This is a genomic window from Flavobacterium sp. BFFFF1, from assembly GCF_002256285.1.
GTDB lineage: Bacteria > Bacteroidota > Bacteroidia > Flavobacteriales > Flavobacteriaceae > Flavobacterium.
Map to the genome: position 1 here is coordinate 470 of NZ_NKJE01000006.1, position 20,532 is coordinate 21,001.

The 20,532-nt window shown below is 42.6% G+C and carries 12 protein-coding genes and 1 pseudogene; all 13 read left to right on the forward strand.

The features are described 5' to 3' along the window. The coding region (gene glgB, locus CFE23_RS05155) for a 1,4-alpha-glucan branching enzyme (protein ID WP_291085039.1) at positions 1 to 1,024 on the forward strand (1,024 nt) is incomplete at its 5' end. A 73-nt stretch (positions 1,025 to 1,097) separates the two neighbouring features. Continuing rightward, positions 1,098 to 1,382: a hypothetical protein gene (locus tag CFE23_RS05160; protein ID WP_291085042.1), complete on the forward strand. Its 285-nt coding sequence runs from the start codon at positions 1,098 to 1,100 to the stop codon at positions 1,380 to 1,382. A gap of 216 nt (positions 1,383 to 1,598) precedes the next feature. Continuing rightward, positions 1,599 to 3,995, forward strand: a complete 2,397-nt coding sequence (locus CFE23_RS05165; RefSeq protein WP_291085045.1) for a glycoside hydrolase family 31 protein — start codon at positions 1,599 to 1,601, stop codon at positions 3,993 to 3,995. 39 nt (positions 3,996 to 4,034) lie between these two features. Further along, positions 4,035 to 4,847, forward strand: coding sequence for a M48 family metallopeptidase (locus CFE23_RS05170; protein ID WP_291085047.1), 813 nt, complete (start codon positions 4,035 to 4,037; stop codon positions 4,845 to 4,847). 131 nt (positions 4,848 to 4,978) lie between these two features. Next, positions 4,979 to 6,298, forward strand: a complete 1,320-nt coding sequence (locus CFE23_RS05175; RefSeq protein ID WP_291085049.1) for an MFS transporter — start codon at positions 4,979 to 4,981, stop codon at positions 6,296 to 6,298. A 42-nt stretch (positions 6,299 to 6,340) separates the two neighbouring features. Beyond that, positions 6,341 to 7,561 carry a DUF6252 family protein gene (locus CFE23_RS05180; protein ID WP_291085051.1) on the forward strand — a complete coding sequence of 407 codons (1,221 nt, stop codon included), beginning with the start codon at positions 6,341 to 6,343 and terminating at the stop codon, positions 7,559 to 7,561. Between the two features lie 189 nt (positions 7,562 to 7,750). Further along, entirely contained in the window at positions 7,751 to 10,201 is a 2,451-nt protein-coding gene (lon, locus tag CFE23_RS05185; RefSeq protein WP_291085073.1) for an endopeptidase La, read from the forward strand. 581 nt (positions 10,202 to 10,782) lie between these two features. After that, positions 10,783 to 11,811: a type IX secretion system protein PorQ gene (porQ, locus tag CFE23_RS05190; RefSeq protein ID WP_291085076.1), complete on the forward strand. Its 1,029-nt coding sequence runs from the start codon at positions 10,783 to 10,785 to the stop codon at positions 11,809 to 11,811. Positions 11,812 to 11,982: 171 nt separating this feature from the next. Then, the gene (cmk, locus tag CFE23_RS05195) at positions 11,983 to 12,669 is read left to right on the forward strand and encodes a (d)CMP kinase (protein ID WP_291085078.1); all 687 of its coding nucleotides are present in this window, start codon (positions 11,983 to 11,985) and stop codon (positions 12,667 to 12,669) included. Positions 12,670 to 12,816: 147 nt separating this feature from the next. Next, positions 12,817 to 14,070, forward strand: a complete 1,254-nt coding sequence (locus CFE23_RS05200) for a nucleoside permease (RefSeq protein ID WP_291085080.1) — start codon at positions 12,817 to 12,819, stop codon at positions 14,068 to 14,070. Between the two features lie 305 nt (positions 14,071 to 14,375). Continuing rightward, on the forward strand, positions 14,376 to 16,148 hold the full coding sequence (gene rpsA / locus CFE23_RS05205; protein ID WP_291085082.1) for a 30S ribosomal protein S1: 1,773 nt from the start codon (positions 14,376 to 14,378) through the stop codon (positions 16,146 to 16,148). Positions 16,149 to 16,259: 111 nt separating this feature from the next. Continuing rightward, positions 16,260 to 18,914, forward strand: a complete 2,655-nt coding sequence (locus CFE23_RS05210) for a T9SS type A sorting domain-containing protein (RefSeq protein WP_291085085.1) — start codon at positions 16,260 to 16,262, stop codon at positions 18,912 to 18,914. A gap of 79 nt (positions 18,915 to 18,993) precedes the next feature. Then, positions 18,994 to 20,532: pseudogene (locus tag CFE23_RS05215) on the forward strand (hypothetical protein); the annotation flags it as partial.

The following is a 20,532-nucleotide window of genomic DNA, read 5'->3' on the forward strand; positions in this document are numbered from 1 at the left end:
CCTGATCAGCAACGCCATTTTCTGGCTGCAAAACTACCATGTTGACGGGCTGCGCGTCGATGCCGTGGCCTCGATGTTATACCTCGATTATTCACGTAAAGAAGGGGAGTGGGAACCGAACATCTACGGCGGCCGCGAAAACCTCGATACCATCAGCTTCCTGAAAGATTTCAATGAAGCGGTGTATTCGACCTTTGAGGGCGTACAGACCATTGCTGAAGAAAGCACTTCATTCCCGATGGTGTCACGCCCGGTGTTCGATGGCGGACTCGGTTTCGGCATGAAATGGATGATGGGATGGATGCACGATACCCTGCAGTATTTCAAACGCGAATCCGTATACCGCAAATACCACCAGAACGACCTTACCTTTTCCATGACCTACGCGTTTTCCGAAAACTTCATGCTGCCGCTCTCCCACGATGAGGTCGTCTATGGCAAAAAGTCCATTTTAGGAAGGATGCCGGGCGACGAATGGCAGGCGTTCGCAAACCTGAGGTTGCTGTATGGGTATATGTTTACCCATCCGGGTACTAAGTTACTGTTTATGGGTTCCGAGTTTGGGCAAAGCGCCGAATGGAAATTCGACGGCAGCCTCGACTGGCATTTGCTGCAGTTTGGTTTCCATGAAGGCATTCGCAAAACCATTACCGACCTGAATGACCTATACAAAAGCAATCCGGCCCTGCACGAAAAGCAATTCAGCCCTGAAGGGTTTGAATGGATCAATTACTCCGACCACCAGAATGCCGTCATTGCCTATATCCGTAAGGGTGAAAACCCAAAACAGGATTTGGTCGTGGTGTGCAATTTTACGCCTGTCGTCCGCACCAATTACCGTATTGGACTTCCAAACAAAGGCAAGCTCGTCGAAATATTCAATTCGGACAGCACTGCATACGGCGGATCAGGCGTGTCAAACGGAAAAGCAGTGAAAATCGAAAAAGAACTGTGGAACGGCAGGACCTATTCTGCAGAAATTGTACTTGCCCCGTTATCCGTGACCGTGTTTAAGATCAGTTAAGTGCGTAAATAAAGTTTGGCGATTCGGGTTGGGGGTCTTCAGAAATGCTCCGAGGACCTTCAGAATTGTTTTCTTGTGCTTCAGAAGTTGTTTCTTATGCTTCAGAAACATTTCTTCTGCTACAGAAGTGATTTCTTATCCTTCAGAAGTTGTTTCTTATGCTTCAGAAATGATTTTTTATCCTTTAGAAGTTGTTTCTTATGCTTCAGAAGTGATTTCTTATCCTTCAGAAGTTGTTTCTTATGCTTCAGAAATGATTTCTTATCCTTTAGAAGTTGTTTCTTATGCTTCAGAAACGATTTCTTATGCTTCAGAAGTTGTTTTTGATACGTTAGAAGTTATTTCGGTGCCTTCATAAATCATACGAACGCTTTTAGATGTTCAGACTTTGCTACTTCACTACTTGACTACTTTGCTACTTCGCTACTTTGAAATGACTCATAAACTCAAATCTCCCGATCTTTTAAACTCCCGATCTCCCTCCTACAACGTTATCGTTGAAAACTACTCCTACTTACTAACAACAAGTTAGGCTTAACTTTGTAAATTTGGCTTTTTCCATCAACATAGAAACATGATCACAAACACCGAATTAGAAAATAAAGGCGATCTTTTTCCTACGGCGATTACCGCAGTAAAACAGGAAGCCGACTCGGTTTTTTTCCATACCGATAACAATGTCATCCTCAAAATAACGGTGCTTCGCGACAGCCTCATCCGCTTCCGGTACACCACCAAAGGTTATTTCAGCAACGATTTCTCTTATGCCATTGATAAAAACCAATCGCATGGCTACAATTTCCTTGAAGTCGTGGAGCAAAAGACCTTTTACCAGATCAATACCAGCAAACTCATCTGCCGGATCAACAAAGCTGATTTGAAAATCCTGCTGACCGACACCGAAAACAACATCATCCTCGAAGATGAAATCGGGTTCCATTGGGAAGAAAATTACCATTTTGGTGGAAATATCGTTAAGATGAGCAAAGTGTCCCATGATGGCGAAAGTTATTACGGCCTTGGGGACAAAGCATCGCATGCCAACCTGAAAGGCAAAAGGGTCGAAAACTGGGCGATGGACCAATATGCCTTCCACAAGGACCAGGAGCCATTATATAAGGTAGTGCCTTTTTACATTGGGCTTCACAATAAGAACGCCTACGGTATTTTCTTTGATAATACCTTCCGTACCAATTTCGATTTTGCCCATGAGCGAAGGAATGTTACCAGTTTTTGGGCCGAAGGTGGCGAAATGAATTATTATTTCATCTATGGGCCGCAAATGGCCGATGTGGTCACCACATATACCCATTTAACAGGCAAGCCCGAAATGCCGCCATTGTGGGCGTTGGGATACCACCAATGCAAATGGAGCTACTACCCGGAAAGCAAGGTAAAGGAAATCACTTCCAAATTCCGTGAATTGCAGATCCCGTGCGATGCCATCTACCTTGATATCGACTATATGGACGGTTTCCGTTGCTTCACCTGGAACAAGGAGTATTTCCCCGATCCGAAGCGCATGGTTGCGGAATTGGCCGAAGATGGGTTTAAGACGGTCGTAATCATCGATCCGGGAATCAAGATTGATAAGGAGTATTCCATTTACAACGAAGCGTTGGCCAAGGACTATTTCTGCAAACGCGCCGATGGTCCTTACATGAAGGGCAAAGTGTGGCCCGGCGAATGCAACTTCCCGGATTACACCAATCCCGAAGTACGCGAATGGTGGGCCGGATTGTTCCGTGAACTCATCGCCGATATTGGTGTCAAAGGCGTATGGAACGACATGAACGAACCCGCCGTAATGGAAGTGCCCGGGAAAACCTTCCCTATGGACGTCCGCCACGATTACGACGGAAATCCATGCAGCCACAGAAAAGCACATAATATCTATGGAACCCAGATGGCACGCGCGACTTATGAAGGCGTAAAACGTTTTGCTTATCCGAAAAGACCGTTTATCATCACCCGTTCCGCTTATTCCGGAGCGCAGCGTTACACCTCGTCATGGACAGGTGATAACGTGGCAAGCTGGGAACACCTTTGGATTGCCAACATCCAGATGCAACGAATGTCCATTTCAGGAATGGGCTTTACAGGCTCAGACATTGGTGGCTTTGCAGAACAGCCTTCAGGGGAATTGTATGCGCGCTGGATCCAGCTTGGGGTATTCCATCCGTTTTGCAGGACGCACTCCTCCGGCGATCACGGCGATCAGGAGCCATGGTCATTCGACCAGGAGGTCATCGACATCACCCGTAAATTCGTAAATCTGCGCTACCAGCTGTTGCCGTATTTGTACACGATGTTCTATGAATACATCAACGACGGTGTCCCGATGCTGAAGCCATTGGTGTATTTTGACCAGGAAGACCCGCAAACCCATTACCGAACAGACGAATTTGTGTTTGGGAACCATATTCTTGTTTGCCCGATACTGGAACCGAATGCGCAGGGCAGAAGGATGTATCTTCCAGTGGGCAACTGGTACAACTATTGGACCAACGAACTGATCTCAGGACGCAAAGAACTTTGGGTAAAAACCGATTACGACCAGATTCCGATTTTCATTAAGGAAGGCGCCATCATCCCGAAATATCCCGTGCAACAGTATGTGGGAGAGCTGAAATTTGACGAAATCACATTGGACGCTTATTATAAATTAGGCAAAGAAAAGTCGTTCCTTTATGAAGATGCCCAGGATGGCTACGACTACAACAAAGGGCGTTACAGCCTGTCGACATTCACGCTAAACGGAAAGGAAAACCAATTGATCATCCAGCAGCATAAAGAGGGGAAATTTGAAATTCCGTACAAGAAATTTAAAGTGAACCTGCACGGGTTGCCATTTAAGGTGAAGACCATTTATGTTGATAATGAGCGCGCTGACGAGAAGGCGGTGAATTTTGACGGAAATACCTTGTTTATTGATAAAGATTTCACGGAATTACATATTACCGGTGCGTGAATTTAATTGTATTTTTGGAGTGTTTAAAAACCAATAACCATGAGAAAATACGTAATAATATCTGCATTAGCTGTGGCACTTGGCATTTCATGTGCGACCAACCCGTTTACCGGAAAAAAGACACTGAATTTTGTGTCTAACGATCAGATATTCCCGACTGCCTTTGCGCAGTACAAGCAATTCCTGACGGAGAATAAAGTCGTTTCAGGATCCGGAGCGGCACAGCAGGTGCAAACCGTTGGAAACAAAATCCGTATTGCAGCAGAGAAATACCTGAATTCCCTGGGACAAAAGGAATACCTTAATGGTTATGCCTGGGAATACAAGCTTGTAGAAAACAAGGAAGTCAACGCCTGGTGTATGCCTGGCGGTAAGATTGTAGTGTATTCGGGGATTCTGCCCGTGACCAAAGACGAGGCTGGATTGGCCACGGTATTAGGACATGAGGTTTCCCACGCTTTAGCAAACCATGGCGCGCAGCGTATGAGCGTCGACCAGTTGCAGCAGCTGGTGGGCGTAGGGGTAGCCGCAGCAACATCGGGGCAGTCATCAGAAAAGCAGGCCATTTTCCAACAGGCTTACGGATTGGGATCCACGCTGGCCGTTACGCTGCCTTTTAGCCGCAGCAATGAATCAGAAGCCGACGAAATTGGATTGACATTAATGGCCATAGCAGGATACAATCCCGATCAGGCGATTGTGTTCTGGCAAAGGATGTCGGCGCAGGGTGGTTCATCCCAGCCAGAGTTCCTGAGCACGCACCCTTCGGATGAGACGAGGATCAGGAATTTAAAAAGTTTGGTACCCAAAGCAAAAGCTACTGCGGCAAAATTCGGCGTAGTATTCAAATAAGATTTTACAACATGATCTACAGAATCCATTTCATTCGAAATGGATTTTTTTATGGCGTTAAGTTTTCATGAAATACACAGTTGCATCGTGCTGTGTAAATAAAAAATAATAAATTCGTAAAAAATCTTCTTATGGCCGATTTAGAAAAGGGCAGTAAAAAACTGCTGAATGCCTGGGCGTTTTATGATTGGGCAAATTCAGTATATCCGTTGACAATATCTTCCGCGATCTTTCCCATTTTTTACGAAAAATTATTCCTGAACCGCGACCACTATATCCAGGTGTTTGGTACTTCACTTAAGAATTCCGCGTTGATCAGTTTTGTTACTGCTGCCGCGTTTTTGGCGGTGGCATTCTTTTCTCCTTTGCTGTCAGGTATTGCCGATTATGTCGGTAACAAAAAGAACTTTATGCGTTTTTTCTGTTATTTAGGAGCCACATCATGTATGGGATTGTATTTTTTTAATCTTGAAAATATTTATGTTGGACTGCTTTTTTACTTCCTTGGGCTCATTGGGTTCTGGGGAAGCCTTGTATTTTACAATTCTTATCTGCCTGACATTGCCTTTCCTGAACAGCAGGACAAAATCAGCGCCAAGGGTTATTCTTTAGGTTATATAGGAAGTGTCATTCTCCTGATTTTCAACCTTGCGATGGTGATGAAGCCTACGCTTTTTGGGATTACTGGAGAACCATTGGAAGCCGCGCTGAAAGCCATGCGTTACTCATTTATTAGCGTTGGTGTGTGGTGGATCATTTTCAGCCAATACACCTACCTCTATCTGCCGAAAGGCAACAAATCGTCTGAGAAAGTGACCCGTGCCATCATCTTCAACGGTTTTCGGGAGCTTCGGAAAGTTTGGGGTTTACTTAAGGAAAATATTCCTTTAAAGCGGTATTTAAGCAGCTTTTTTGTGTATAGCATGGCTGTCCAGACGGTGATGCTGATTGCCACTTATTTCGGTTCACAGGAAATCAAGTGGGAAAGCGCAGAGCAAAGTACAACAGGTTTGATCATTTGCATCCTTGTCATACAGCTTGTCGCCGTGCTGGGTGCAGTGATTACCTCAAGGGCATCGGCAAAATTTGGAAACATTGCGGTGCTTATCGTGATCAACGCTTTTTGGTTCCTGCTGTGTATTGGAGCCTATTTCCTGACGACACCAATGCATTTTTATGTTATGGCCGGATTAGTGGGTCTGGTCATGGGTGGTATCCAGGCGCTTTCCAGGTCAACCTATTCAAAGTTATTGCCGGAAACAGAGGACACTGCCTCTTTCTTCAGTTTTTATGATGTGGCAGAAAAAATCGGAATCGTTATCGGAATGATGGTGTACGGAATTATAGATCAAATCACGGGAAGTCCAAGGTTCGCTATTGTTTTTCTTGCGTTGTTTTTTCTTGTGGGGCTGCTCTTGCTCAGAAGAGTGCCAAGAAATAAATTGGCTTAATCATAAAATAAATTATATTTGGTGCGTCATAAAAAAATTGTCATGAAGAATTTCAAAATACTGTTTAGGATCGTTACACTTTTGGTACTGATATCTGCCTGGTCCTGTTCTGAGGATGTGGAGCCTATCGATCCGTACGTCTTAAATCCAAATATTACAGCATGTCCGGCGCCGACTTCCTTCACATCCAGTGATTTTGTGGAAACTAAGGTAATTCTGAACTGGATTTCTGACGGTGACTTATGGGAAGTGGAATACGGTCCGGCGGGATTTGCGCATGGTCAGGGAACTACCGTAACTACTTCAGAACGCCAATTGGCGATTGATGGATTCGATCCCACTGCCGAGTACGATTTCTACATCCGCACGAATTGTGGGACAGTGACAAGCGACTGGGTAGGACCCATTTCGGTTGACGATGCTGTAGTAGTGGATCCAAACCCAAATCCCCAGACAGGTTCGTTTACCGCACAATTTGACAATACCACTTTTACGGCCAACCAGACTTTGGTTTACATCAATGGCAATTCCATCATCATCAATGCATTCCGCACACAGGGTGACAATTTCGCTTTTATGTTGGACGGTGTTACCGCTGGAACTTATGCAGCAAAGGACAATCTGGTCTCTTACACACCTCCCGCTGCTGAATTTAGTTTTGTAGGCGCAAACCCTGACGATTCGAATGAGGACACAGGTTCAGTAATAATCACATCAATTGATACCGTTAACCATACGATTTCCGGAACTTTCTCTTTTAAAGGGTATTGGAGCGATACAGATGTAACCCCGCTTCCGACGAAGCAGATCACCAATGGTGTTTTTACGAACCTGCCTTATGTAACTGAGAATCCAAACGGGGATACTTTTTTTGCAAAAGTGAATGGTGTGGAATTTGATGAAAATGATTTACTTGGAATACTTACGGATGTCACTATCGTTACCGGAAATCCCCCGCAGTCATCCACAATTGAGATTATTTCTGTTGGTGCCGCCGATGTGAATGATAATGCTATAACAGTAAGCATGAGGAGCAATGTTGTCGCTGGTACTTATGCAATAATAGGCGATAATTTCGCCACCGATAAAGTACAGATTAACTATACCGACGGAGCCAGTGGCGATGAAGCTTATGCAACCTCTGGTTCAGTTACCATCAGTTCAATCACCGCTGATCAGGTGAAAGGAACTTTCAACACGACCATTTCGGTTAATGGAATACCATATCTAATCACTGAAGGCGCGTTTGACGTAGGATATTAACATTGTCACCACTAAAATCCAATCCCGGTTCACCCGGGATTTTTTTTGGCATAATCATTGCCTGTTGTAATTGGCCAGATAACATTTTAACTTAAATTTATTTGGTTACCAGAAGTATAGAAGATATTAAAACAATAAATTTGTTACCGCCACAGTGTTGTGGTAATGACAAAATGACTTAAAACGCCTATGTCCAGCCAAAAAATAATTACCCTTGACAATTTGTCATTTCAGGACTTAGATTCTGAAGCAGATTTGATTCCGTTGCTGTCCGCAGAGGACGAAGAAGAAATGCTTAATGAAGAATTGCCCTCAGCGCTGCCTATCCTCCCTTTAAGGAATATGGTGCTTTTCCCGGGTGTCGTGATTCCGATTACCGCCGGAAGGGACAAATCCATCAAATTGATTAACGATGCCAACAATAGCAATAAAATTATTGGTGTAGTGTCGCAAATCAATGAGGAAGATGAGGATCCCTCCCAAAACGACATTAATAAAATTGGTACCGTTGCGAAAATCCTGCGTGTCCTGAAAATGCCTGATGGAAACATCACGGTGATCCTTCAGGGTAAGAAGCGCTTTGAGATTGAAGCGGTGACCGCCGAGTTACCTTATTTAAAAGCTAACGTGAAAGATGTGCCGGAACAACGTCCCTCAAAAGGGGAAAAAGAGTTTTCGGCCATTATTGAATCTTTAAAGGAACTCGCCACGCAGATCATTCAGGAAAGTCCAAATATTCCGACCGAAGCTACATTTGCCATAAAAAATATCGAAAGCCAGTCGTTTCTGGTGAATTTTGTCTCGTCAAATATGAACCTTTCCGTGAAGGAAAAACAGGATTTGCTGGCCATGAACAACCTAAAGGATCGCGCATTGGCTACGTTGAAGTTTATGAACATCGAGCTGCAGAAGCTCGAACTCAAAAACGACATCCAGTCAAAAGTTCGCTTTGATCTGGACCAGCAGCAGCGCGAATATTTCCTGCACCAACAAATGAAAACGATTCAGGAAGAACTGGGTGGTGTTTCGCACGAGGAGGAAATAGACGACATGCGCCAAAAGGCAAAATTGAAAAAGTGGGATGAAAAGACCCAAAAGCATTTCGATAAGGAATTGTCTAAAATGCAGCGTATGAATCCGCAGGCGCCTGATTTTGGGATCCAGAGAAACTATCTTGAATTGTTCCTTGAATTGCCATGGAATGAATTTTCAAAAGATAATTTTGACCTAAAGCACGCGCAGCAGGTATTGGACCGCGATCACTTTGGTCTTGAAGATGTAAAGAAACGGATGATCGAGCACCTTGCCGTGCTTAAGCTCCGAAACGATATGAAATCGCCGATACTATGTCTCACTGGACCCCCGGGCGTTGGTAAAACTTCAATTGGGAAATCTGTGGCAGAAGCCCTTGGCAGGGAATATGTGCGTATTTCGCTTGGCGGACTGCGGGATGAAGCAGAAATCCGCGGCCATCGGAAGACTTACATTGGTGCAATGCCGGGCCGAATCATCCAAAGCCTGAAAAAGGCAGGAACATCGAATCCTGTTTTTGTACTCGATGAGATTGACAAATTATCGAGCAGCAATCAGGGTGATCCATCTTCAGCGTTGCTGGAGGTGCTTGATCCGGAACAGAATAACGAATTTTATGACAACTTTCTGGAGATGGGTTATGACCTGTCAAAAGTGATGTTTATTGCGACGTCCAATAATTTGTCATCGATACAGCCGGCGTTGCGCGACAGGATGGAGGTTATCAAGATGTCAGGATATACGATCGAAGAAAAGGTTGAAATTGCAAAGCAGCATCTGTTTCCTAAGCAATTGGCGGCCCATGGTTTAAAACCGAAGCAGCTGACCATCGGCAAAAAGCAATTGGAGAAAATTGTGGAAGGCTACACGAGGGAATCCGGAGTTAGGAATCTGGAGAATAAGATTGCGCAAGTCATCCGAAATGCGGCCAAATCAGTAGCGATGGAGGAAGAATACAATGTAAAAGTCACTGATGCCGACATAGTCAAAATCCTCGGCGTACCGAAACTCGAAAGGGACAAATCGGAGAGCAATGAAGTGGCAGGCGTGGTTACTGGATTGGCGTGGACGAGCGTAGGCGGTGACATATTGTTTATTGAATCGCTCATTTCAAAAGGAAAGGGTTCGATGACGATGACAGGAAATCTTGGCACAGTCATGAAGGAATCTGCTACAATAGCATTGGAGTATATCAAGGCGAACGCAGATAAACTTGGCATTGATGCTGAAATTTTACCAAAATACAACCTGCACATCCACATTCCAGAAGGCGCGACGCCAAAAGATGGTCCGAGTGCCGGAATTGCAATGCTAACTTCGCTGGTGTCTGTACTTACACAAAAGAAAATCAGGAAGAGCCTTGCGATGACGGGAGAAATTACCTTGCGAGGCAAAGTACTTCCCGTAGGCGGGATTAAGGAAAAAATCCTGGCTGCAAAGCGCGCAAATATTAAAGAGATTATAATGTGTACCGACAATAAAAGCGATGTCGAAGAAATTAAATCAGAATACATCGAGGGTTTGACGTTTCATTATGTAAAAGAGATGAGCGAAGTACTGAAGATCGCTATTTTGGATGAGAAAGTGAAAAATGCGAAGGCATTATAACTAGAAGGAGCGGTAATTATAAAATAAAGCAATGAAGTCGGGAGAATTTTCCGGCTTCTTTTTTTACTGTCATCCCAAATAAGGCACAAAATAAATTTTTAACAAAACTTGTGGTTTTTATATAAAGCTATGTTACGAAAAATTTGTATTTTTCCTTTAAGGGAAGGGGATAATGGAAGTATTCCCTACAAAAAAATAAAATTGTTTGGGGACGCAAATTCCATAAATTTTGTTAACGTTTCGCTAAAATACATCGCTATTCATGAAAGCGTTTTTCTTGCGGCTAATGTATAAGCTTTCCTGGTTTTCTCGTGAGGCCCCGAGGCTTCGGGGGAAGCTGCATCCATTTTCTAATCCTGAAAGAATAGAAAAAGATACAGCGGACAGCCCTACGGGAGTTGGTAAGCGCGTGATTATGCCGGATGCTGTGTGAAACTGCCGGCACGCCCGAGGAATGAATTGAAACAGGTGAGTTCCCTCATCATGCTGCAATTCTCTTTCTTCTTGGTTCCGGATTCTTTCTTCTCCAAAAAAATAATATCTTCGCAGCTGCGTTATAGTACCGCATTACTACGGCATTCATGTTTAAAAACCGACTCATCTATCTTTTTATTCTCGTTTCTACGGTCTCTTTTGGCCAGATAGGGGGGAAGTCGGTTTACCAGTTTTTGAGCCTCGTTACGTCGCCTCGGCAGGCTGCTTTAGGCGGTAAAGTCCTGACGATACACGATTATGATGTCAATCAGGGGATTTTTAATCCAGCGACGATTAATCCGGAAATGGACAATCGCCTTTCCGTGAATTACGGCAGTTTGTTTGGGGAAGTGACTTATGGAACAGCAGCTTATGCTTACACTTATGACCGCCATGTGCAGACGTTTCACGGCAGTGTCAACTACGTCAATTATGGAAAATTTGAGGGCACGGATGAGTTAGGTAACCGTACTTCTGAATTTACCGGAAGCGAAATAGCACTTTCTTTTGGCTATGCATACAACATTCCGTATTCTGATTTTTATGTAGGCGCGAATGCAAAGTTGATTTCGTCCACTTTAGAGACATACCAGTCGTTTGGAGCGGCGGTAGACCTTGGAGCACTTTTTATTGACGAGGACAACGATGTGAATTGGGCTTTGGTGATCCGGAATATCGGAACGCAGATAACGACCTATGCCGATACGCGCGAGAAATTGCCACTGGAGGTTATGGTGGGCGTATCACAGGAGATGGAGAATGTACCGATTCGCTGGCATGTGACATTGGAAAATTTACAGCAGTGGCAAATCGCTTTTTCGAATCCAGCGCGCGCCGAAGGTTCTATTGATGGCGGATCGACTCCGGAAAAGGTGTCCATTTTCAACAATGCACTTCGGCATGTAATCCTGGGTGCCGAGTTATTCCCGAAGAAAGGCTTTAACCTGCGGGTGGGCTACAACTTCAGGAGGGCAGAGGAGCTGCGGTTGCTGGAACAGCGAAATTTTTCCGGAATATCTGTGGGCTTCGGCTTAAAAATCAATAAATTAAAATTTGACTATTCTTACTCCCGATATACTTTGGCAGCAAATACAAGCTTGTTTGGGTTGACAATTAATTTTGGGGATGAGGATTAAGTTATTATTTTAAATTTTGAATTGTAAATTAAATCACGCCTACGATATAAAATCAGAATTTATATTTACGCTATTCAAAGTTCTGGTCATGGTCTACCTTGGTTACGCTCATTTAAAATTTAAAATTTATAATTCAAAATAGAACACTAGATTCCCTATAAAAATAAAGAAATGGAAAAAATTACCATCGCGATTGACGGCTTTTCATCAACAGGAAAAAGTACCATTGCAAAACAGCTGGCTAAGCACCTGGGCTATGTGTATGTCGATACCGGCGCCATGTACCGCGCGGTAACTTATTTTGCGATGCAGAACGGTTATATCGATAAGGAATTTTTTGACAGGGACACTTTGATAGCCAGTTTGCCGTATATCAAATTGCATTTTGTTTTTAATCCGGAACTGGGATTTGGAGAAATGTATCTGAATGACATAAATGTTGAAAGGGAAATCCGTACGATCGAAGTGTCGGGGTTTGTGAGTCGGATTGCTGAGGTTTCTGAAGTGCGCGCCAAACTTGTCGAACAGCAGCAACAGATGGGCAAAGACAAAGGTATTGTGATGGACGGCCGCGATATTGGAACCGTTGTTTTTCCCGATGCCGAATTAAAAATATTCATGACCGCCAGTGCTGCCAAAAGGGCGCAAAGGCGTTATGACGAGTTGAAAGCCAAAGGCGACAATGTTTCTTATGAAGACGTACTTAAAAACGTCGAAGAGCGCGATTACATTGATACCCACCGCGATGATTCTCCGTTGGTAAAAGCGGATGGCGCGCATGAGATTGACAATTCTGATTTGAGTAGGGAGGAGCAGTTTGAAGCCGTCCTGACGTTAATTGGCGAATTAGCGAATTAGCGAATTTGTTAATGAATTGCCTTCGTTAAAATTTAAGGAACTACTTCATTTGCTAATTCGCTAATTTTCTCATCCGCTAATTTGCCCATCTCATTTTTAATGTTAGTTTTACAGGCTGTTTAACAATCAACCAAAAACTAATTTAATATGAGTATAAAGTTAAGACTTACTGTCATGAGCTTTTTGCAGTTCTTTGTTTGGGGCGCATGGCTTATTACTGTAGGCAATTACTGGTTCGCTACCAAACAATGGAGTGGAGAACAATTTGGTGCCATTTTTTCAACCTTAGGGTTATCGTCTATTTTGATGCCGGCAGTTACCGGGATTATCGCTGATAAATGGATTAACGCGGAAAAATTATACGGCATGCTGCACATCCTTGGCGGAATTGCCTTATTGTATATCCCACAGGTGCAGGACCCGGTCACATTCTACTGGGTTATTTTTGCTGCGATGCTTTGTTATATGCCAACAATCTCGCTCTCGAATTCGGTTGCTTACAACATTTTGAAAAACAACAATTTCGATGTGGTGAAGGTTTTTCCACCGATAAGGGTTTGGGGAACAATTGGTTTTATTGCCGCGATGTGGTTGACCAATTTAACTGACAATAAAGCGTCGGCCAATATGTTTTACATTGCGGCAGTTGCGGCCATTGCACTGGGCGTATATGCTTTCAGCCTTCCACAATGCCCGCCTCAGAAACTCATTTCTGAGAAATCCACTTTGGCGCAAAAGCTGGGGTTGGATGCATTCAAGTTATTTGGAACTTATAAAATGGCCTTGTTCTTCATGTTTTCCATGTTTTTAGGCGCAGCATTGCAACTGACAAACATGTATGGCGACGTGTTTCTTTCTGAATTTGGGAAAATGCCAGAATATGCGGAAAGTATTATCGTGAAAAAGTCGACTTTGATTATGTCTATTTCGCAGATTTCGGAAACCTTATTTATCCTTGCGATACCGTTCTTTTTGAAACGTTTCGGGATTAAACGTGTGATGTTAATATCCATGTTTGCCTGGGTACTGCGGTTTGGATTATTTGCCTACGGAAATCCGGCAGATGGTTTATGGATGATTGTGATGTCCTGTATCGTTTACGGTATGGCTTTCGATTTCTTCAATATCTCTGGGTCCCTTTTCGTTGAAACAACGACAGATTCTAAAATCCGTTCAAGTGCCCAAGGCCTGTTCATGATGATGTCCAATGGGTTTGGCGCTTTCTTTGGCGGTTTGATAAGCGGTTATGTAATTGACACTTATTTCACCCACGATGGAAACAGGGACTGGCACAACATCTGGCTGTCTTTCGCCGGTTATGCATTGGTGATTGCGATTGCTTTCGGACTGATGTTTAAACACAAACATGTACCCGAAGATGTGGCTGAGATAGCACATTAAGAGAAAATAGAATCAAGAGTAAAGAATCAAGATTTTAGCGCAATGGTAATCCCAAATCCTGAATTGTAATATAGGGTTTGGGATTTTATATTTCCATGACACAATTCTTTCTTCTTGCAGCGCAGCGGTCTTGAATCTTTTCTCTACCAACTATTTGCAAATCAAAAATAAAGTATTAATTTTGCACACCTTTTGGAAGAGAAGCGTTTCCCTTTAGGTATTGAAATTTTTATATAAAAACACTTCTGTTATTTTCATCTTACAGAAACGCAGGAAAAACAGGATACAAATTTTTATCAGAACACATGTCTGAACAAACAAAAACACAAGCGGAATTTTTAGAGAACTTTAACTGGCACAATTTCCAGGAAGGAATCGATGCTGTTGATGAGAAAAACCTACAGGAATTCGAAGAATTGGTAGACAAGACTTTCATCTCAACAGATCAGGAAGAAGTAGTGGAAGGTGTCGTCGTAAGGATCACTGATCGTGATGCTATTGTTGACATCAACGCGAAATCCGAAGGAGTAATCTCTTTGAATGAATTCCGTTACAATCCAAACCTGAAAGTAGGTGACAAAGTAGAAGTATTGATTGACATCCGTGAGGACAAAACAGGTCAATTGGTTCTTTCACACAGAAAAGCACGTACGATCAAAGCATGGGATCGCGTAATCAACGCAAACGAAACAGGAGAAATCGTAAACGGTTTTGTAAAATGCAGAACTAAAGGCGGTATGATCGTTGACGTTTTCGGAATCGAGGCGTTCCTTCCAGGTTCACAAATTGACGTAAAACCAATCCGTGATTACGATCAGTATGTAAACAAAATGATGGAATTCAAAGTAGTGAAAATCAACCACGAATTCAAAAACGTTGTGGTTTCTCACAAAGCGCTTATCGAAGCGGATATTGAAGTACAGAAAAAAGAAATCATCGGTCAGTTGCAAAAAGGACAGGTACTCGAAGGTGTGGTGAAAAACATCACTTCTTACGGTGTATTTATTGACCTTGGAGGCGTTGACGGATTGATTCACATCACTGACCTTTCATGGTCACGTATCAACCACCCAAGTGAGGTACTTGAGTTAGACCAGAAATTAAACGTGGTAATCCTTGATTTCGATGATGAGAAAACAAGAATCCAACTTGGTTTAAAACAATTGAACGCACACCCATGGGATGCTCTTGATGCCAACCTTAAAGTAGGTGACAAAGTAAAAGGTAAAGTAGTCGTTATCGCTGATTACGGTGCATTTATCGAAGTGGCTGAAGGTGTTGAAGGTTTAATCCACGTGTCTGAAATGTCATGGTCTACGCACCTGCGTTCTGCCCAGGATTTCGTAAAAGTGGGTGATACTGTTGAAGCAGTAATCCTTACTTTAGACCGCGAAGACCGCAAAATGTCTTTAGGCATCAAACAATTGTCTCAGGATCCATGGACAGACATTACGTCGAAATACCCTGTAGGTTCTAAACACACAGGTATCGTTCGTAACTTCACGAACTTTGGTGTATTTGTGGAATTGGAAGAAGGAATTGACGGACTGATCTACATCTCTGACTTGTCATGGACGAAGAAAATCAAGCACCCATCTGAATTCGTAAGCGTTGGTGAAAAACTGGACGTTGTCGTATTAGAGCTTGATGTTGATGGACGTAAATTGTCTTTAGGCCACAAACAGACTACAGCTAACCCTTGGGATAAATATGAAGATTCTTTCGCAGTAGGTACTGTTCACACAGGAACCATCTCTGAAATCGTTGACAAAGGCGCTACTGTAGAATTCGGAGACGATATCGTTGCTTTCATTCCTGCGCGTCACCTTGAAAAAGAAGATGGAAAGAAATTGAAAAAAGGCGAAGTAGCTGAATTCAAAGTAATCGAGTTCAACAAGGAATTCAAAAGGGTTGTTGCTTCGCACACCGCTATCTTCCGTGAGGAAGAGGAGAAAAACGCGAAAGCGGCGAGCGATGCTGTTTCTTCAAACAATAACAATGCTTCGTCATCGACATTGGGAGACAACAACGACATCCTTGCTGAGTTGAAAGCGAAGATGGAAAAAGGAGAGAAATAATCATTTCCCATTTTTATATGAAAAGCCCTGCAGTGATGCGGGGCTTTTATTTTTTGATTAAAATGATTTAGGATAATGTTTTCATATATTTGGCCTCTCAAGAACATTTATATGAAAAAGATCTGCCTGTTGATTTCTTTGCTGTCTGTTTGTGTAATGCATGCACAAGATGTTTCGTTTACTGATGTTAATTTCAAAACCAAATTACTGAGTGCTTCACCATCGAATCAAATCGCAAAAAACCTTAGCGGCGTAGTTTTTGATATAGATGTTAATGGCGACAACCAAATTCAGGTGAGTGAGGCACTGCAGGTTTCTGAGCTTAACCTGGATGGCTATGGTCAGGGGACTAACTATATTACAAATATTTCGGGAATTGATGCATTCCAAAACCTCACAAAACTTATTGTAACGTATCAGCGTATCCCTGTTTTACAAATATCGAATATGCCTAATCTTACGTATCTGGACTGTAAAAATATGAGCCAGTACATTGAGACACTTTCGTTGGATAACCTGCCGATGCTCCAGACACTTTATTGCAACAGTAATAATCAGTTGGAGACTACCTCACTTACCAATCTTCCGATGCTGAAGTATATCAATTTTGCGGGATGCAGGTTTGCTGCAAATGCGTTGGATGACCTGAATGCGCTGGAAGAAATTTATGGTTATCAGGGCTTTAAATCGAACGCGACATCCATAGATCTATCGGGAATGCCGCAACTGAAATTCATCAACTTTGAAGGGAATTCATTCTCATCTATCACATTCAACCCAGTAAACATCATTGAAAAACTCAATGTCAACAGCAACGATTTGACGCAATTTGATAAAACAATTTTCCCACATCTCACAGAATTGAGGATTTTTTGGAATAAATTATCCTCGTTAGACGTTTCAGGCCTTACAAATCTTACTTACTTAGATTGTGATAATAATGGTGATATTTTCGCTTCAATGGAGCTCACAAGCCTCAACGTGCAAGGCTGCACCAGCCTTGAAACCCTGATATGCACAAGGAACAGAATTTTCCATTTGGACGTTTCCGGACTGGAGAACCTAAAATTGCTTGACTGTTATGGTAATTACGATGTCTTCAGCCAGACTGGCCTAATGGATATCAATTTAATGAATTGCCATAATATGGAGCGTATTAAGTGTAATGGAAACACCTTGTTGACAGACCTGGATTTGTCGTGTTCGACGCATTTTGTTGAAATTAGGGTGAGTAATTGTGCAAACCTTCACAGGATCAATCTCAAAAATGGACATATTGACAATATTTACGCAGGTGCTTTCAGTCGGGATTTATGTCCGATGCTTACGGTTGTGGGTGTAGATTTTGGTGAAAACATCTCATACCTTGCCAACACAATTTCACAGACACCCTATTATGATTTTACACCAAACTGTTATTATAATACTGTGATCGGTAATGTAAGATATGATATTGACGGTAATGGCTGCCAGGACAATAACGGTATTCCCGGAATCAAGATTGACTATGATTGCCCTTTTCAGGATTGTTACACTTTCACGCAGGCACAAGGCAATTTTATTATATACACTCCTGCAACTTCGATAACGCTTGCACCGCAACACGATTTATTTCCTTTATTTGACTTCGGATTGACAGGACCTGTAGCTCTTAATTTCGATTCAAACACCCTAGTACAGTATGTCGATTTCTGCCTTGCACCCAATACCGTCCATAACGACCTCGAAATTACCTTGGTTCCTATAGAAGCGGCCAGGCCGGGATTTGATTCTTTTTACAAAATTTTATACAGAAATAAAGGGAATCAGGTGCAGAACGGTACAGTCACACTGCAGTATGACGAGGCGCTCCTGGATTTTGTAACCGCCGTGCCGCCGCCCGACCTGACCGTGGATAATCATATTACGTGGAATTATGCCAACTTAATGCCTTTCGAACAAAGGGAAATACAATGCACGATGAATGTAAATTCACCTGTAGAGACTCCGCCTGTTGTTGGCGGTACGATATTGCATTATGTGGCGTCGATCGTCGGCTCACTTCCTGATGAAACACCTGATGATATGCATGCCAATTTGAACCAAATCGTTGTTAACTCTTTCGATCCTAATGACAAAACCTGCCTTGAAGGCAATACGATCGCGCCTGACATGGTAGGAAAGTATGTGCATTACCTGATACGTTTCGAGAATAGCGGTACGGCAAATGCACAGAATATCGTAATAAGGGATCTAATCGATGTCAATAACTTCGATATCGCCACACTGACTCCTTTGGGATCAAGCCATCCGATGTATTCAAGGGTAAATGATGGGAATGTAGCAGAGTTTATTTTTGAAGACATCAACCTTCCATTTAACGATGCTGCCAACGATGGCTATTTAGCTTTCAAAATCAAAACAAAACCGACGCTTGTTGTAGGAAATACTTTCAGTAATACAGCAAGCATTTATTTTGATTACAATGCGCCTATTGTGACAAATACGGCTACGACGACAATCCAGACTATTTTGGATACCGATGATTTTGAGTTTAATACGCATTTTACGCTGTATCCAAATCCCGCGAACGATATTTTGAATATTAAATCAAAAGACAATACAACGATACATTCACTTTCAGTCTACAATACTTTGGGGCAATTGGTTTTGACAGTTACAAATCCACAGCAGGAAATTGATGTCTCATCATTGCGTGCAGGAAACTATTTGCTTCGAACTAATGCTGAGGTAGGGGTGTCAACTTCCCGGTTTGTAAAGCAATAATTATTATGATCATCGATAAGTGCTGACAGCGGGCCTCTCGATCGAAATTTAGAGTACATTTGTTACTTAGTGTTGTTCTATGAAGAAATTTTATATTTTAGTTTTATTTATTTCCGCTTTCGGAAGCCAGGCTCAGGTAATCAATTTTCCCGACCCCAACTTAAAAACTGCCTTATTGGTACCAGGGGTTGCGCGCAATAATTGGTTCCAATCGATTGATAATATAGATGCTAATGGTAATGGAGAGATTGAAATTTATGAAGCGTCGCAGGTATATGTACTTGATATAAACACTCGAAATATAACGGAGCTCATTGGGATGGAGTACTTTATGAATTTACACTCGTTAGACTGTGGGCAGAATTTGATCTCTAGTTTGTCTCCGTTGAACGATCTGCCAATCGCCTCGTTGGGAATTTATGGGAATCAATTTTCAGGAATTTTGAACCTAACCGGTTTTGAATCTCTTCAATATTTGGATTGTAATTCAAATGATATTACATCACTAAACTTAAACGGTCTTAATCTTTTAGGGCTTCAATGCGCTGATAATGAAATATCCACGCTCGACGTATCTGTATTTACACAAATGACCAGCCTGGACTGCAGTAATAATTTGCTTACTGATCTGGATGTTACTGCGCTTACGAACCTAAATTATTTGTTGTGTTCTGGTAACGCACTGTCAAGCCTAAACCTAAATACGCAGCCAAACCTGCTGAGCCTGTATTGCAATAATAACAACCTATCCCAACTCAACCTACAACCTTTAGTAAACCTCCAGTTTTTGGATTGCAGTTTTAATAACCTTACCCAAATTAATGTCCCGTCTCCTTCGAGTCTGGTGCGTCTGTATTGCGCGAGCAATAATTTGTCTTCACTCAGCCTGTTGGGCCTTAACGCCTTGTATCTTTTAAATTGCGACGATAATAATTTGTCTTCGCTTACGCTATCGGGCCTGGACAATTTGAATACACTGGAATGTCGTAACAACAATCTTGCGAGCCTTGATTTTACAGGTATGCCATGGGTTAGAAACGTATATTGCAGTTACAACAATTTTTCGACGATGAATACATTTGGCGCTGCCTACATCGACAATCTTGACTGCAGCCATAACATGATTACTTCACTGATACTTTCAGGAGGCGGTCCGCATAATGTCAATTGCAGTCATAATGAGATCAGTGTTCTCAATACGGGCAATATTGGTAACATAGATTGTTCGTTTAACAGTTTAACTTCATTGTCTTTTGTAGGTAGTTTCAATAATGGGCGAACCTCAATTTCTTGCGGAAATAACCAATTGACCAGCCTGACCCTGACGGGTCAAACATCATGGCTCGAGAAGTTGCATTGTGAAAATAACCAGCTCTCTACGTTGGTTATTCCGACCACCTCCTTTTGGACCCCCCTCGATTTAGATTGTTCCAATAACAACCTCATCTCTTTATTCTTAGGCAATCAAAGGGGCGAATCACCAATAAATTTCAGTGGCAATCCAAATTTGTCTTACATATGTGAAGATTCAGACCAAGTCAGTGAATTACAGACCCTGGCTGCGTCATACGGATATAACAACTGTAGTGTGGACTCGGCTTGCGTGTTGAAAACAGAT

What these genes read in the sequence shown, in the direction of transcription:
- rpsA (WP_291085082.1), top strand. Translation starts at nt 14,376, where the DNA reads ATGTCTGAACAAACAAAAACACAAGCGGAATTTTTAGAGAACTTTAAC.
- CFE23_RS05165 (WP_291085045.1), top strand. Translation starts at nt 1,599, where the DNA reads ATGATCACAAACACCGAATTAGAAAATAAAGGCGATCTTTTTCCTACG.
- porQ (WP_291085076.1), top strand. Translation starts at nt 10,783, where the DNA reads ATGTTTAAAAACCGACTCATCTATCTTTTTATTCTCGTTTCTACGGTC.
- CFE23_RS05170 (WP_291085047.1), top strand. Translation starts at nt 4,035, where the DNA reads ATGAGAAAATACGTAATAATATCTGCATTAGCTGTGGCACTTGGCATT.
- lon (WP_291085073.1), top strand. Translation starts at nt 7,751, where the DNA reads ATGTCCAGCCAAAAAATAATTACCCTTGACAATTTGTCATTTCAGGAC.
- CFE23_RS05210 (WP_291085085.1), top strand. Translation starts at nt 16,260, where the DNA reads ATGAAAAAGATCTGCCTGTTGATTTCTTTGCTGTCTGTTTGTGTAATG.
- CFE23_RS05175 (WP_291085049.1), top strand. Translation starts at nt 4,979, where the DNA reads ATGGCCGATTTAGAAAAGGGCAGTAAAAAACTGCTGAATGCCTGGGCG.
- cmk (WP_291085078.1), top strand. Translation starts at nt 11,983, where the DNA reads ATGGAAAAAATTACCATCGCGATTGACGGCTTTTCATCAACAGGAAAA.
- CFE23_RS05180 (WP_291085051.1), top strand. Translation starts at nt 6,341, where the DNA reads ATGAAGAATTTCAAAATACTGTTTAGGATCGTTACACTTTTGGTACTG.
- CFE23_RS05200 (WP_291085080.1), top strand. Translation starts at nt 12,817, where the DNA reads ATGAGTATAAAGTTAAGACTTACTGTCATGAGCTTTTTGCAGTTCTTT.